12 protein-coding genes are annotated in these 14193 nt (G+C 65.0%); all 12 read right to left on the reverse strand.

The annotated features are described in order from the left end of the window. A partial coding sequence (locus Q0672_RS13195) for an Hpt domain-containing protein (protein ID WP_298622873.1) occupies positions 1 to 1215 on the reverse strand: 1215 nt, incomplete at its 3' end. Between the two features lie 37 nt (positions 1216 to 1252). Further along, positions 1253 to 2110: a protein phosphatase CheZ gene (cheZ, locus tag Q0672_RS13200; protein WP_153159912.1), complete on the reverse strand. Its 858-nt coding sequence runs from the start codon at positions 2108 to 2110 to the stop codon at positions 1253 to 1255. 27 nt (positions 2111 to 2137) lie between these two features. After that, entirely contained in the window at positions 2138 to 2536 is a 399-nt protein-coding gene (gene cheY, locus Q0672_RS13205; protein ID WP_079432693.1) for a chemotaxis response regulator CheY, read from the reverse strand. A gap of 15 nt (positions 2537 to 2551) precedes the next feature. Further along, the gene (locus Q0672_RS13210) at positions 2552 to 3505 is read right to left on the reverse strand and encodes a chemotaxis protein (protein WP_228111757.1); all 954 of its coding nucleotides are present in this window, start codon (positions 3503 to 3505) and stop codon (positions 2552 to 2554) included. 16 nt (positions 3506 to 3521) lie between these two features. Further along, entirely contained in the window at positions 3522 to 4490 is a 969-nt protein-coding gene (locus tag Q0672_RS13215) for a chemotaxis protein (protein WP_153159910.1), read from the reverse strand. A 163-nt stretch (positions 4491 to 4653) separates the two neighbouring features. Further along, positions 4654 to 6333 carry a methyl-accepting chemotaxis protein gene (locus Q0672_RS13220; protein WP_298622878.1) on the reverse strand — a complete coding sequence of 560 codons (1680 nt, stop codon included), beginning with the start codon at positions 6331 to 6333 and terminating at the stop codon, positions 4654 to 4656. Positions 6334 to 6493: 160 nt separating this feature from the next. Beyond that, the gene (locus Q0672_RS13225; RefSeq protein ID WP_153159909.1) at positions 6494 to 8242 is read right to left on the reverse strand and encodes a fused response regulator/phosphatase; all 1749 of its coding nucleotides are present in this window, start codon (positions 8240 to 8242) and stop codon (positions 6494 to 6496) included. A 2-nt stretch (positions 8243 to 8244) separates the two neighbouring features. Next, positions 8245 to 8550, reverse strand: a complete 306-nt coding sequence (locus Q0672_RS13230) for an STAS domain-containing protein (RefSeq protein WP_153159908.1) — start codon at positions 8548 to 8550, stop codon at positions 8245 to 8247. A gap of 62 nt (positions 8551 to 8612) precedes the next feature. Then, complete coding sequence (locus Q0672_RS13235) at positions 8613 to 9707, reverse strand: chemotaxis response regulator protein-glutamate methylesterase (RefSeq protein WP_298622882.1); 1095 nt, start codon at positions 9705 to 9707, stop codon at positions 8613 to 8615. Between the two features lie 38 nt (positions 9708 to 9745). Beyond that, positions 9746 to 10360, reverse strand: a complete 615-nt coding sequence (cheD, locus tag Q0672_RS13240; RefSeq protein ID WP_298622885.1) for a chemoreceptor glutamine deamidase CheD — start codon at positions 10358 to 10360, stop codon at positions 9746 to 9748. Continuing rightward, positions 10350 to 11183 (reverse strand): CheR family methyltransferase, encoded by an 834-nt coding sequence (locus Q0672_RS13245; protein WP_298622888.1) that lies wholly within the window; start codon positions 11181 to 11183, stop codon positions 10350 to 10352. The genes cheD and Q0672_RS13245 overlap by 11 nt, the downstream gene beginning before the upstream one ends. A gap of 92 nt (positions 11184 to 11275) precedes the next feature. Then, complete coding sequence (locus Q0672_RS23510) at positions 11276 to 14152, reverse strand: methyl-accepting chemotaxis protein (RefSeq protein ID WP_367179960.1); 2877 nt, start codon at positions 14150 to 14152, stop codon at positions 11276 to 11278. Positions 14153 to 14193 lie beyond the last annotated feature (41 nt).

Here is a 14193-nt window from a genome sequence, read left to right on the forward strand (position 1 = left end):
GTCGGCCACCAGGATCACGATGTGATCGCCTTCCTGGCGGGCTTCGAGGCGGACGATGGATTTCTCGGGCTTGCCGTTGGCGAGGCGTTCCTGGGTTTCCTCGACGCCGTGGTCCACCGCGTTGCGGATGAGGTGGATGATCGGATCGGACAGATCCTCGATCATCGTCTTGTCGATCTCGGTGTCTTCGCCGGAGAGCACCAGCTCCACGTCCTTGCCCAGGTTGCGGGCCAGATCGCGGGCGATGCGCGGGTATTTCTGGAACAGCCGGCCGATGGGCTGCATGCGGGTCTTCATCACCGCGTTCTGAAGGTCGGACACCAGCAGGTCGAGCTGGCTCACGGCCAGATCGAGGGCGTGCAGGGTCTCGGTGTCGCTGCGGCCGTTGAGGATGTCGCTGCGCAGGGCGTTGAGGCGGTTCTTGGTGAGGCCGATCTCGCCGGACAGGTTGAGCACTTGGTCGAGACGCGAGGTGTCCACGCGGATCGAGTTGTCACGGGTTTTCTCGGTGTCGCGGCGGCCCACCGGGCCACTGGCGCCGGGGCGATCGGAGGCACGGCGGCCGACGGCGGCCTTGATGACTTCCTCTGGCGACTTGCTGGCGAGTTCGGCGTCGCTCTGATGCATGACCACCGGCGCGGGTGCGGGAGCGGGAGCGGGTGCCGGTGCAGGTACGGCCTGCAGCACGGGCGCTGGAGCCGGCGCGCTCGCCGGGGCGCCAGTGACGGCTTCGAGCAGTTCGTTCCAGTCGAGGCCATCCCCGGACAGCACCGGAGCAGCCGCAGGAGCGGGCGCCGGAGCAGACGATGACGACTGGCTCAGCTCGCCAGCAATGGCGCGGCGCAGATCCTCGATCAGGTGCGGATCGGCAGCCGGTGGCTGCACGCCCTGCTCGAGATAGCCGAACATGTCGCGCACCGAGCCGGTGGACGACAGGATCACGTCCATGATCTCGGGCGTCACGACGAGTTCGCCGTTGCGCAGGAGATCGAAGAGGTTCTCGGTAAGGTGGCACAGGGTGACCAGCTCGGCCGCGTTGAGAAAGCCAGCACCGCCCTTGATGGTGTGGAAGCCGCGGAAGATGTCGTTCAGGAGTCCCTTGTCGTCGGGCGCCCGTTCGAGATCCACCAGCTTGTTATCCACGCCGGACAGCAGATCCCCCGCTTCGACGAGGAAATCCTGCAGAAGGTCTTCCATCCCGGAAAAATCGCTCATTGCATTGCTCCTTGCGGTCTGGCCCGCGCTCGCCGGCTCAGAAACCGAGACTTTCGAGCAGGTCGTCCACCTGCTCCTGGTTCGATACCACGTCGTCCCGACCGACTGCGCTGATCACCGGGCCATTCATCAGACCTTCCGGTGCCTCGGCCTTGCGTTCGGCGGGCATTGCCTCGATGAGCACCTGCAGCAGCTGCTGCTCCAGTCCCTGGGCGAGGTCCACGACCTTCTTGATGACCTGGCCGGTGAGATCCTGGAAATCCTGGGCCATCATGATTTCCATCAGCTGGGCGTTGGTTTCGCGGGTGCCGCTGACCACGCTGCCGAGGAAATCGCGGGTTTCTCCAGCCAGGGCACGGAACTCGTCGGCGCTCATCTGCCGGGCGTAGAGGCGGTCCCAGCGGGCGCGCAGGGTTTCGGCATCGGCGTGCACCTTGTCCTGGATCGGCTTGGCGATGTCGGTGGCGTTGAGCACCTTGCTCGCAGCCTGCTCGGTCATCTCGGCGATGTAGGCCAGGCGCTGGCGGGCATCGGGAATGGCGTGGGCGGCTTCCTGCAGACTGCGGTCGTAGCCCAGTTCGCGCAAGGTATCGTGGAGCTGACGGGTCATCACGCCGATCCGGTTGAATACGTTGTCGCAGCTGTGGGGACGGGCCTCACCGGCGGCAGGCGCGTCGTGGTCGTGTTCGGCGGTGTATTCCTCCGCCACGGTATCGAACAGCGCCTGCAGGTCGTCGTCGTCACCACCCGCGACGCTGGCGCTGGCGGCAGAACTGGCGACCACTTCGAGGCGCGGCTGGGCGCTCGCGGCGGAGGGTGTTCCGGAGATGCTGTCGAACAGCGCCTGCAGATCGTCGCTGTCGCCGGATTCGTCAAATTTGAGACGTTTTGCCATGATGGAACTCCGTGCTGTCGAGGGCCGTCAAGCTGCCTTCTTGCCCATCTTCTCGAAGATCTTCTCGAGCTTTTCGGAAAGGGTTGCCGCCGTGAAGGGCTTGACGATGTACCCGCTGGCACCGGCCTGGGCCGCCGCGATGATGTTTTCCTTCTTCGCTTCGGCGGTGATCATCAGCACCGGCAGGTGCTTCAGGGCCGGCGTGGCACGGATGTTCTGCAGCAAGGTGAGGCCGTCCATGTTGGGCATGTTCCAGTCCGTCACCACGAAATCGAAGGGCAGCGAGTTGAGCTTCTGCAGCGCGATCTGCCCGTCCTCGGCCTCGTCCACGTTGGTGAAACCGAGCTCCTTGAGCAGGTTGCGGACGATGCGCCGCATGGTGGAAAAGTCATCGACTACGAGAAATTTCATCTTGGGGTCCGACATGTTGTTGATCTCCGTTCAGTCCCGGCAGGAACGCATCAGCAGGGGGCGCAGGGTTTCAGCCAGGACGTCGGCGTCGAACTTGGCGACGTAGGAATCGACACCGACACTCTTGCCCATCGCCCGATTGGCTTCGGACGACAGGGACGAGTGCATGACAACCGGAATGCCTTCGAAGCGGGCATCCGATTTGATGTTGCGGGTGAGCACGTAGCCGTCCATCTCGGGCATCTCGGCGTCCACCAGGATCAGATTGACCTCCTCGCGCAGGTCGATGCCGCGCTGCTGGGCGTGGCTCGCCATGCCTTCGAGACGGGTCCAGGCTTCCAGCCCGTTGAGGGCGTGCTTGTGACGCACCCCCAGCTTGTCGAGGGTTTCGGCGATCTTCTTGCGGGCCACCGCGGAGTCATCCACGAAGAAGATGTTCACGTCGTGGGCACCTTCGAGGGGATGGATCTGGCCGACCACGGCCTCGCCGAAGGTGCTTGCCAGGATGGTTTCCACATCGAGGATGGACACCAGCTTGCCGTCCTGCAGCTCGGTGATGGCGGTGATGAAGTGATGGCCGCTGGAGGTGACGTTGTCCGGCGCGCGGACCTTGTCCCATTCGACGCGGATGATGCGATCCACCTCGTGCACCAGGAAGCCCAGGGTGCGCTTGCTGTATTCGGTGACCATCATCGAGCCGCCCAGGGGCTCGCCCGGCACGGCAATGTCCATCACCTTGGCGAGGGCCAGCACGGGGATCACGTTGCCCCGCAGCGAGATCAGCCCTTCCACGCCGGCCGGCATGTTGGGGGCCTTGGTGATGAAGGGCGCCCGGGACACCTCGCGGACCTTGAACACGTTGATCCCGAAAATCTCCTGGGTTCCCAGCGAGAACAGCAGGATTTCCATGCGGTTCGAACCCGCCAGCTTGGTCCTGGCGTCCACCGACTCCAGCAACCCGCGATCGACACGATCCATGTTCATCTCGCTCCTCTTTCGCTCACGCGGCCTTGGCCGCACTGTGCTGCGTGATCAGGCGGCGCAGGACCTCCGCCAGCCGCTGCGGTTCGAATTTGGCCACGTATTCATCCACCCCGACCGAACGGCCGAGCTGCTGGTTGGACATGCCCGACAGGGACGAATGCATGATGACCGGCACGCCTTCAAAGCGTGGATCGGTCTTGATCCGCTTGGTGAGGATGTAGCCGTCCATCTCGGGCATCTCCACATCGGTGAGGATCAGGGCCAGCATGTCCTTGACCTTGCGCCCGCTGCTGCTGGCGTAGGAGGCGAGTTTCTCAAGCTCATCCCACGCCTGACGGCCATTGACCGAACCCACGTAGCGCACGCCAAGAGCGTCGAGAGTCCGCTCGATCTGCTTGCGGGCCACCGACGAGTCATCTGCAAAATAGACCGTGACCGGCTCGTCCGCCACGATCGGTTCGATGCCCTTGAACAGGAACTCGTCGTCGTAGCGGGTGGTCTCGGAGAGCACCTTCTCCACATCCAGCAGCATCACCAGCTTGGGGCCAGGCAGCTCGGTCACCGCGGTGACCAGCCCGCCCAGGTTGGCGGTGAGCATGTCGGGCGGCACACGCATCTGCGACCAGTCGAGGCGCAGGATGGTATCCACCGCCTCGACCAGGAAGCCCTGGGTGTGCCCGTTGTATTCGGTGACGATCATGATGTCGCGGGGGGTGTCGATGCCCATCCCGGCATACTTGGCCAGGTCAACCACCGGCACCAGCACGCCCCGCAGGCTGACCATCCCTTCGACTGAAGAAGGCATTTCCGGCGCGGCGGTGATCGGCGGGGTGCGCATCACCTCGCGCACTTTGAAGACGTTGATACCGAACGTCTCGCGCCGGCCGGTGCGTGAATCCAGGCCAAGGGTGAACAGCAGGATTTCCAGCTTGTTGGTGCCCGCCAGCCGGGTACGCGCGTCAATGTTCTTGAGAAGTTCCGACATCACTCGATCTCCGTCGTGGACCGCCTGCCACCCTGATGGGGCAAGCTTCGACTTGAAATAAATATCGGCGGGGTAAGAATAATCTTGAGGCTGGGAAGCGCCTCTTCGAGAGCGGCCGCATCACCCGCGCGCGCCCGCAGGACGCGTCATGCCGCACCGCGCGTCAGGCCCTGTAACCGATCCGGAAACCGCCCCAGTGGCGGCCGTTCACGTAAATCGGCGCAGAGATGTCGTGCATGATCTCGCCGGTATCCCGGCGGTAGGTCTGGATCAGGAAGGGCATCTGGTTCTTGCCGCACTGCTTGCCCACCGGATCGTCGAAGATCCGCTTGGTCCGGCTGCCCACGATGTCCTTGTTGTAGTCGCCGGTGAGCGGCTGGCAGAAGCGCTTGTTGTGGGTCGGCACATAGCCGTTGCGGTCGGTGCCGATGGCGTAGACCACCTCGCCATTGCCGTCCAGCAGGCGCTCCTGGAGGCTGGGGAAGAGCCGGTCGGTGAGCGCATCGAAGCGGGTGCTGTATTTCTGCGGACGGGTGCTGGGGATCGGCTTGTAGGCTTCGTCGAACAGGTCGGCCTCGCTGATCTGCCCGCTGGCGACCGCCCGCTCGAGCATCTCGCTGATCTGCCGGGATGCATCGCGGACGATGTCGGGCATCTTCTTGTGCACCACCATCGCCTGTTCGCCCGCGGGGCCGAGCTTGAAGACGCGGCGGATCTCCTTCAGGTTCACCGCCAGATCACGCAGGCTGGTGGCCTCGGAGAGGGTTTCCCGCGCGCCTTCCGAGTTGTGGCCGGCCATCTCCATGATCTGCCGCACGTGGCCGGCGATCTGCTCGGCCTCGTGGCTGTGGGTGGTGATGGCGACGGCGATCGCGTCGATCTTCTCCATCGTCTGCAGCGCGCCCTGGTTGATCTGGTCCAGCGAGCTTGCTGCCCGACGGGCCAGGTCGGCCCCGGCGTGGGCCTGCACGCTGCCCACGTCGATGGCTGCGATGGCGCTCTTGGTCTCGGACTGGATCGCCGAGATCATGCCGCCGATCTCCCGGGTCGCCGACGAGGTGCGTTCGGCAAGCTTGCGCACTTCATCGGCCACCACCGCGAAGCCACGCCCCTGCTCGCCGGCCCGGGCGGCTTCGATCGCTGCATTGAGCGCCAGCAGGTTGGTCTGGTCGGCAATCTCGTGGATCACCTTGACGATGCCGCTGATGGCCTCGGAGCGCTCGCCCAGCGAGGCGATCACCCGGGCCGAATCGGCCACCGAGGCGGCGATGCGCTCGATCTCCCGCGAGGCGCTGGTCGCCACCTCGCCGCCTTGCACCGACAGCTCCCGCGCCGCCTGGGCGTTGGCCGCCGTCTGGCTGGCGTGGTCGGCCACCGCATTGACGCCGGCGGTCATCTGCTCGATCGCCACGGCCATGCTCTCGGCCGCGTCGCGCTGCCCGGAGGAGCCTTCCGCCACCCGGCCGGCGTAGCCCGACAGCAGGTCGGCCGCCTCATACACCCGCTGGGTGTCGAAGATCACCTTGCCGACGATGCCCTGCAGGCTCTCGATCAGCTCGTTGAAGACAAGCTCGACTTCACCCACCTGGCCACCGGAGACCGGCGCGCGGCGGGAAAGGTCGCCATCCCGTTGCATCGCCCGGATGGTGTCACGCATCTCGCCCAGGGGCTGCACGAACAGCACCCGACAGGCCATGATCGTCGCCACGCCGATGAAGACCCCGAGGGCCACGCTCACGCCCACGAAGCCGGCCGTCAGCGGAGCCCCGAAGGCCAGCCCGGCTCCCGCGGCACCAATGGCTGCGCACAGTCCGATGGCGCCTGAAACAAGTTGAACTCGCATGATGTCCGGCCACTCCCCTGTCTCGAACGATGACCGGACAGCGCAGCGGGCTACCGGCAACTCGACGGGCAGCCCGGTTGGGCAGCCCACAATATCGACGTTCTTATCGACAGGCCCCCGGGGAACTTAAGGGAGACCGACAGGAGAGACGCCGCCGGAGCTACTTGAGCCCGTCGGCGCCCCGTTCGGCAAGGCGGAAGACCACGTCCACCCGGTTGCCGGAACCGCTGTAGCGCACTTCCTCGCAGACCCGCAGCAGCAGCGGAATGCCGCGGCCGTGGCCCTTGAGCATTTCTTCGGTGGTCGGCTCGCGCATGGCCTCCGCCACCTGCTGCTCGTGGTCGAAACCGGGGCCGGTATCGACGCAGCCGATGTGCAGCATCGGCGCCCGGTCGAGGCTCTGACGCAGGGTCAGTTCGAACTCGACCGCCCCCACCGCCAGCCGCGAAAGCCGGCGGGAGCGCTCCTCGAGAAACACGTCCATGCCCTCCGCCCCGACCTTGAGGGACGAAGGCAGGCGCAGCAGGCCATGATCCAGCGCGTTGTTGAAGAGTTCGGACAGCACCAGGAACAGGCGCCCGGTGAACGGACGCACGCCCTCGAACTGCTCGATGGCGCCGAGGATCAGCGGCACCGCGTCGAGGCGCTTGAGGTCGGTGGCGCCGAGGCGCAACACCAGCCGCCAGTCACTGGTGTTGAACGGCGCCACCGCCTCGCCCGGCAGCTGGCTGGGCACCCGGCTGGGGGAGTCGGCCAGGGCGATCTGGGCGATGGAGATGTCGTCCCGGGGCGGGTTGCCGCCGGTGAGCTGATGGACGATGTCGATGAGACGCGGCAGCCGGGCATCGGCTTCAAGCCCTTCGAGCGCGCCCCCGAGCCCTTCGACCCCCAGGGCCGCACCATCGGCGTCCTCCTGCTCGATGAGGCCGTCGGAGAACAGCAGCAGGTGGTCGCTGGGATTGACGACGTGGGTATCGACGGTGCCGTCGAACTCGTCGTCATCCACCACCCCGAGGGGAAAGTGGTGGCGGTTGAAATGGATGCGCACGCGGCCATCCGGCCGCACCAGGAGCGGCCCCGGATTGCCGCCGTTCCAGACGGTCACGTAGCGCTCGCGGAAATTGACGGCGACCAGGGTGGCCGCGATGAAGCGATCGACCGGCAGCAGCGCGCGCACCTTGCTGTTGATCTCGCGGGCGATGGCGTCGATCCCGAAACCCCGCTCGGTCATCCGGTAGAAGGGCGCGGTCACCGGCAGCACGTTGAGTGACGCGGCCAGGCCATGACCGGCGCCGTCGGCGAGGAGCACGTGGAGTACGTTGGCGGGGGTTCGGGCGGCGGCGATCAGGTCGCCGGAGAATTCGGCCGCGGAGGCGATATAGTGGGACAGGGCGGGGTCGCCCAGGGCCTCGCGGTTGATCAGGCGCTCCATCACGAAGCGCGCCAGCCGCTGCTCTTCTTCCTGGAGGCTGCGGTAGCGGGCAAGCTCGCGGTTGCGCGCCTCGGCCTGCCGCTGCATGGCCTTGAGCCGGAGGATCACCCCGAGCTTGGCGCGCAGCATTTCGCGGGAGGCGGGCTTGCAGAGGTAGGCGTCGGCGCCCGCTTCGAGGGCACGCATCTGCGTCGCCTCATCCAGGCTGCCGGTGAACACCAGGCTGGGAATCCAGCTGCCGTCGGTCCGCATCCGGACCGTCTGGAGCAATTCAATGCCGTCCATGCCGGGCAGGCCGACATCGGTCATCAGAACGTCGGGGTAAGCCCGGGCGATGTGCGCAAGCGCCTCTTTGGCCGTGCTGACACCAGCGACACGGTGACCAAGGGCCACCAGATCCCGACGGATCAGGAAAAGATCGTCGGGATTGTCATCTACAACAAGAATGAAGAGGGATTCGGGGTCTTGCTCGGCCACCGCTACACGATCGGGAAGAGCTTGCCGAAGTTGGCGATGTCCAGAACCTGCCGCACGCTGCCACGGGCATTGGCCAGGCAGACAGTCTTGCCGGATGTCTTGGCCTTGTCGCGGAGCATCAGCAGCATGCCCAGGGCAGAACTGTCGAGGTAGGCGACGTTGCCGAGATCAACGGCGACCTCGGTGGTGCCGGGGCTGCCCAGGGCCTTGTCCACCGCATCGCGGAATTCCCGGTGGGAGTTGAAATCAAACCGCCCGGAGAGCTGAATCCTGGCCTGACTCTGCTGGGTGCTGACGCTGGTATCCATTTCTAGCCTCTAATTGTACGTTCCACTTACCACATCACCGGCTCACAAGGCCATCGCTCAATTCATGCCCTCAGACCCCGGCGTTCGATCCCGCGCAGACGGGAGAGCACACGTTGCCCGATTTCCTTCAGCGGCGCCACATCATCGAGGGCGCCGATGGCTGCCGCTTCACGCGGCATGCCGTAAACCACGCAGGATTCCTGATCCTGTCCGATCGTCCATGCGCCGGCCTGCTTCATCGCCAGCAGCCCCTGGGCGCCGTCCTTGCCCATCCCGGTGAGGATCACTCCCAGCGCGTTGGCCCCGACCTGTTTGGCCGCCGAGTGGAACAGCACATCCACCGCCGGCCGGTGCCGGTTGACCGGCTCCGACTGGGCGAGTTCACAGACATAGCCCCCCACCACGCGCCGCAGCGACAGATGCGAATGCCCCGGCGCCAGATAGGCGGTGCCCGGCAGCACCTTCTCTCCATGCTCGGCCTCCTTGACCCGCATCTGGCACAAGCCATCGAGGCGTTTCGCGAAGGACGCGGTGAACATCTCCGGCATGTGCTGAACGATCAGGATTCCAGGCATTTGCCCGGGCAGAGAACATAGCACTTCCTTGATGGCCTCGGTGCCACCCGTCGAGGCCCCGATCAGCACCAGTTTCTCCTGCAATACCCGTTCAGGAAGGTTTCCGCCCCCCCCGCCAACACCCTCGGAAGGCTCTCGCAGCAAGGGTTTCGGTGCTGTCACAGCTCTTAACGGCACACGGGGCCTGGCGCCATACGCGGCCCGGACCTTTTCACAAATTTCTACACGATAGTTCTCTATTCCGGCCGTCGAGTCCAGTTTCGGCTTGGGCAGGAAATCCACCGCGCCCAATTCGAGCGCCTGCAGCGTGGCTTCAGAACCCCGCTGCGTCAGGCTCGAAATCATCACGACGGGCATCGGCCGGAGCCGCATCAGACGCGCCAGGAAATCGAGCCCGTCCATTTTGGGCATTTCGATATCCAGCGTCAGCACGTCCGGATTGTGCGTCTTGATCATTTCCCGCGCGACGATGGGGTCGGGCGCAACGCCAACCACTTCGAGATCGGACGCGGAATTGATGACCTCTGACAGCATGCTCCGCATCAGCGCGGAGTCGTCGACGATTAGAACCTTGATTGCCATGCTCTGTTTCCAGTATCGAACCCGGTGCAAAAACCCGGTCAACCAAATAGCTCGACGTCGCCTTGCACATTGTCGCGTCGAAGTCGGGCTTCATATTCGCGCTCGCGAGCAACGAGCGTGTCGTTTTTCACGCGAACCAGTTTTTTCATCATGACCCGCCCGCTAGCCGGAAAGAAGTACACCTTGCGGGGGTAGATATCGAGCAGATCCTGCGCCACGATGGGGATCCGCTCGGTGTCGAGATAATCGAGAACGAATTGCGCATTCTTCTCTCCCACCTGCGCCTGGGTCAGGCTTGCCAATACCTTTCCGCCGCCAAATACCTTGGCTTCGAGACTGCTCCGACGCGCACCCAATTTGAGCAGATGGTTCAGCAAGACCTCCATTGCATAAGCGCCGTAGCGGGCCGAGGTGCTGAGCATTCCCGAACCCTCATTCGTTTCCGGCAGCATGAAATGGTTCATGCCCCCCAGGCCCTTATCCCGATCGCGGATGCACGCGGTAACGCAGGACCCCAGCACGGTGACCAGCAGGATGTCGGACGTGGTGACGAAATATTCGCCCGGCAACACCTTTACCGCGTCGCAATCAAAGGTCCGGTCGAAATAGCGATTGGTCGCCAGATGTTCCACATAGCCGGGATCATCGGTCACGGGCATCCGTCCTTTCGTAGACCGTCCGGCCGAGCGACCGGAATAGATCGGCGGCGTGCAGGAAGCTTTCGGAGTGGCCGGCAAACAGCAGGCCGTCCGACTTGAGCAGGGGCACGAAGCGCTTGAGGATGGTGTGCTGGGTAGGCTTGTCGAAATAGATCATCACGTTCCGGCAGAACATGTAATCGAAAGGCCCCTGCAGCGACCAGTGGGTATCAAGCAGGTTGATGCGCTTGAATTCGATCAGCCGCTGCAGCTCGGGCCGCACCCGCGCCAGCCCGGCCTGGGTGCCGGTGCCCTTGAGGAAGAAGCGCTGCATCCGCTCCCGCGACAGGCGATCGACCCGGTCGAGGCCATACACGCCCTTCCCGGCGGTGGCGAGCACGTTGGTGTCGATGTCGGTGGCGACGATCTGCACCGGCGGCGTCATCGTGTTGAAGGCTTCGCAGGCCGTGATCGCCAGACTGTAGGGTTCCTCGCCGGTGGACGCCGCGCTGCACCAGATCCGCACCGGGCCGCGGCCGGCGTGCTTCTTCAGGCGTTCGGCGAGGATGTCGAAGTGATGGGCCTCGCGGAAGAACGACGTCAGGTTGGTGGTGAGGCTATTGACGAAGGTTTCCCATTCGTCCGGCTCCCGCTCGGCCCGGTCGAGGTATTCGGCGAAGGTCCGATCGCCCCGCGCCCGCAGGCGCCGGGCCAGCCGGCTATAGACCATGTCCTGCTTGACCGGCGACAGGGAGATGCCCGCGTGCTTGTAGATCAGCGCGCGGACCCGTTCGAAGTCGGCGGGGGAGAAGGCGAACTCCCGATCCGGTTGGGCCACGCCCGTGGAAACCGGGCGGGGTGCAGGCCGTGGGGCCGCGCTTGCCGACAGGGGCCGGCGTGCTGTGAGTTTTTCAGTCATTGCCGGGCTCTTCAGAATTCTTCCCACTCGTCATCCATGTCACCGCCAACGGCGACGTTCGCCTTGCGCACCTTCGATACCGGCGTAACAGCCGCCTTCGGCGCGGGCCGTGCGGGGCGCTCGGGCAGGCGGGCGACGTTGTCCGGCACGACGGCGGAAGGCGCGCCAGCCGCGCTCAGGCGGAACATCGAGACGGCGCGGACCAGCGTGCGGGCCTGGTCCTCCAGGCTCTCCGCTGCTGCTGCGGCTTCTTCCACCAGCGCGGCGTTCTGCTGGGTCACTTCGTCCATCTGGCCGACGGCCTGGGTCACCTGCTCGATGCCGCCGCTCTGCTCCTGGCTGGCCTCGGAGATGTCGGTCACCAGCACCGACAGGCGCTGGAAGTTGGCCACCACTTCTTCCATGGTCTGGCCGGCTTCGTTCACCAGCTTGGCGCCGTCCTCGACCTTGTCCACGCTGTCGGCGATGAGCGCCTTGATCTCGCGGGCGGCCTGGGCGCTGCGCTGGGCGAGGCTGCGCACCTCGCTCGCCACCACCGCAAAGCCGCGACCCTGCTCGCCGGCGCGGGCGGCTTCCACCGCCGCGTTGAGCGCCAGGATGTTGGTCTGGAAGGCGATCGAGTCGATCACGCCGATGATGTCGGCAATCTTCTTGGAGCTTTCCTGGATCGAGCCCATCGTGCCGACGACACGATTGACCATCTCGCCGCCCTGCTCGGCCACCTCGTTGCTGGAGCTGGCCAGCTCGCGGGCCTGGCGGGCGTTCTCGGCGTTCTGCTTGACGGTGGCGTTGAGCTGCTCCATCGAGCTGGCGGTTTCTTCGAGGCTGCTGGCCTGCTCTTCGGTGCGGGCCGACAGATCGGAGTTTCCGGCTGCGATCTCCTGGGCCGCGGTGTTGATGGATTCGGACGCTTCCTTGATCTGGCTGACCACCTCGCGCAGGCGCTCGACGGTGGTGTTGGTGTCATCCTTCAGCTGGCCGAAGGTCCCGCTGTAATCGGCGGTGATCTTCTCGGTCAGGTCGCCCCGGGCGATGGCGTTCATCACACGCCCCAGATCGCCCAGGCTCGCTGCCACGCCTTCCATCAGGCGGTTGAGGCCATTCGACAGGTCGAGGAAGAAGCCGGTCTTGCCGGTGCTCTCGAGCCGCGCCGAGAAGTCGCCGTCGGCGGCGGCCGACACGATGGCCTGCACTTCGCGCTCGGCGGCCAGTTCATCGGTGCGGTCACGCCATTCGCCCACCGAACCGAGGCGTTCGCCGGTTTCGCTGAAGACCGGGCTGGTCACCACGTCGAAGGTCCGGCCGCCAATTACCATCTGGGTGCGGGCGGTCTCGGTCAAGCCGGCAAGACGGCGCAGCGCCGCATCAGGATCGGGGTAAAGCCCCCCGATGCTGCTCCCCACGAAACTGCTCGCGCTGAAGCCCGGGGCGTATTCGCGGATGCGATCCTCGATCCCGGCGATGGTCTTGAGCAGGGCCGGGTTGGCGTACAGCACGCGACCATGCACATCGGCGATCCGGACGTTGGTTTCCACCGTATCCAGGCCCACCTTGATCTGGGCCATCGCGTCAGAGACGATCTTGGCCTCCGCCACGTCGTAACCCAGGCGCACCTGCATGGATTCGAGGCCATCGAGCACCTGGCCGATTTCGTCCCGGCGGCCGGTCTCGACCGCCGACTGGAAGTTGCCCTGGGCGATCTGCTGGAACACACCGACCGCGCTCCTGAGCGGACCGACGATCCGGCGGACCAGCCACCACACCAGCACCAGCGCAAACAGCACCGACAGCACCACACCGGCAATCGTCAGGTAAAGCGTCTTCTGGTACTGGGCGATGGCCTCCTGACGTTGCTGGTCGGCGCGGGTGAGCATGTACTCCTGAACACCCCGGGCCGCGACACGGGCCGCGTCGAAGTGGGCCGCCAGCTCTGTGGCGACGATGCGGTTGGCGTCGTCGAACCGACCGGCGGCAAGCGCCTCACGGGCGGGGGTCAGACCCTTGGCGATCAGCCCCTGACGGGCTTCGCCAAACTTGGCGAGCAGCCCCTTGAGCTCCGCCGTGCGGGCGTAGTTCTCGTCACCATAGACGTTCCACAGCGCGGCCGCCTCGGCCATCGACTTGTCGAGCGCCGTCAGGTGCCCGTCGAGGGTATGGTTCAGCGTCTTGCTGGCCGGATTGTCCGGCGCATGGACAAGGCCCAGCAGGATCTGCGAGCGGGATTCGGCAATGGCGTTCTCCATCCGCGCAATATCGATGGCAGGCTTCAGACGCCGCTCGTAAGTCTGGCTGATGGCCTCATCGGCTTCCGAGAGCTTGGCCATCCCGATGTAACCCTGGGCCACGACGATGATCGTCATCAGCGTCATGGACATCATGATCGCGCTGCGCACCTTCATGCCCGACAGGAGATGCTTCACCGGCCCGAACACCCCGTCACGAACGACGCGGCCATCGCGGATCTTCATACCGCCAGCCTTGCCTTCGCGGAACAGGGCATAGGCCGCCTCGGCCGCCTGGATCTTGTCTCGGGAGGCCTTGCGGCGCACCGACATGTACCCGATGGTCTGGCCGTTCTCGACGATCGGCGCAGCATGGGCCTCGACCCAGTAATGGTCGCCGTTCTTGCAGCGATTCTTCACCAGGCCCACCCACGGCCGGTGTTCCTTGAGGGCAATCCACATGTCCGCGAAGGCTTCCACCGGCATGTCCGGGTGTCGGACGATGTTGTGCGGCCGGCCGATCAGTTCGCTCTCGGTGAAGCCGCTGATCTCGATGAAATCCCGGTTGATGTAGGTGATCTGCCCCTTCAGATCGGTCTTCGACACGATCAGCGAGTTCTCGGACAGCTCCACCTCATGCTGGGTGACAGGCATGTTGATTTTCATTTCTTGTTCCTTCTGTACCAGACCGACCCTATGTGTCAGAC

Source organism: uncultured Zoogloea sp., assembly GCF_937894855.1.
GTDB classification, from domain to species: domain Bacteria; phylum Pseudomonadota; class Gammaproteobacteria; order Burkholderiales; family Rhodocyclaceae; genus Zoogloea; species Zoogloea oryzae.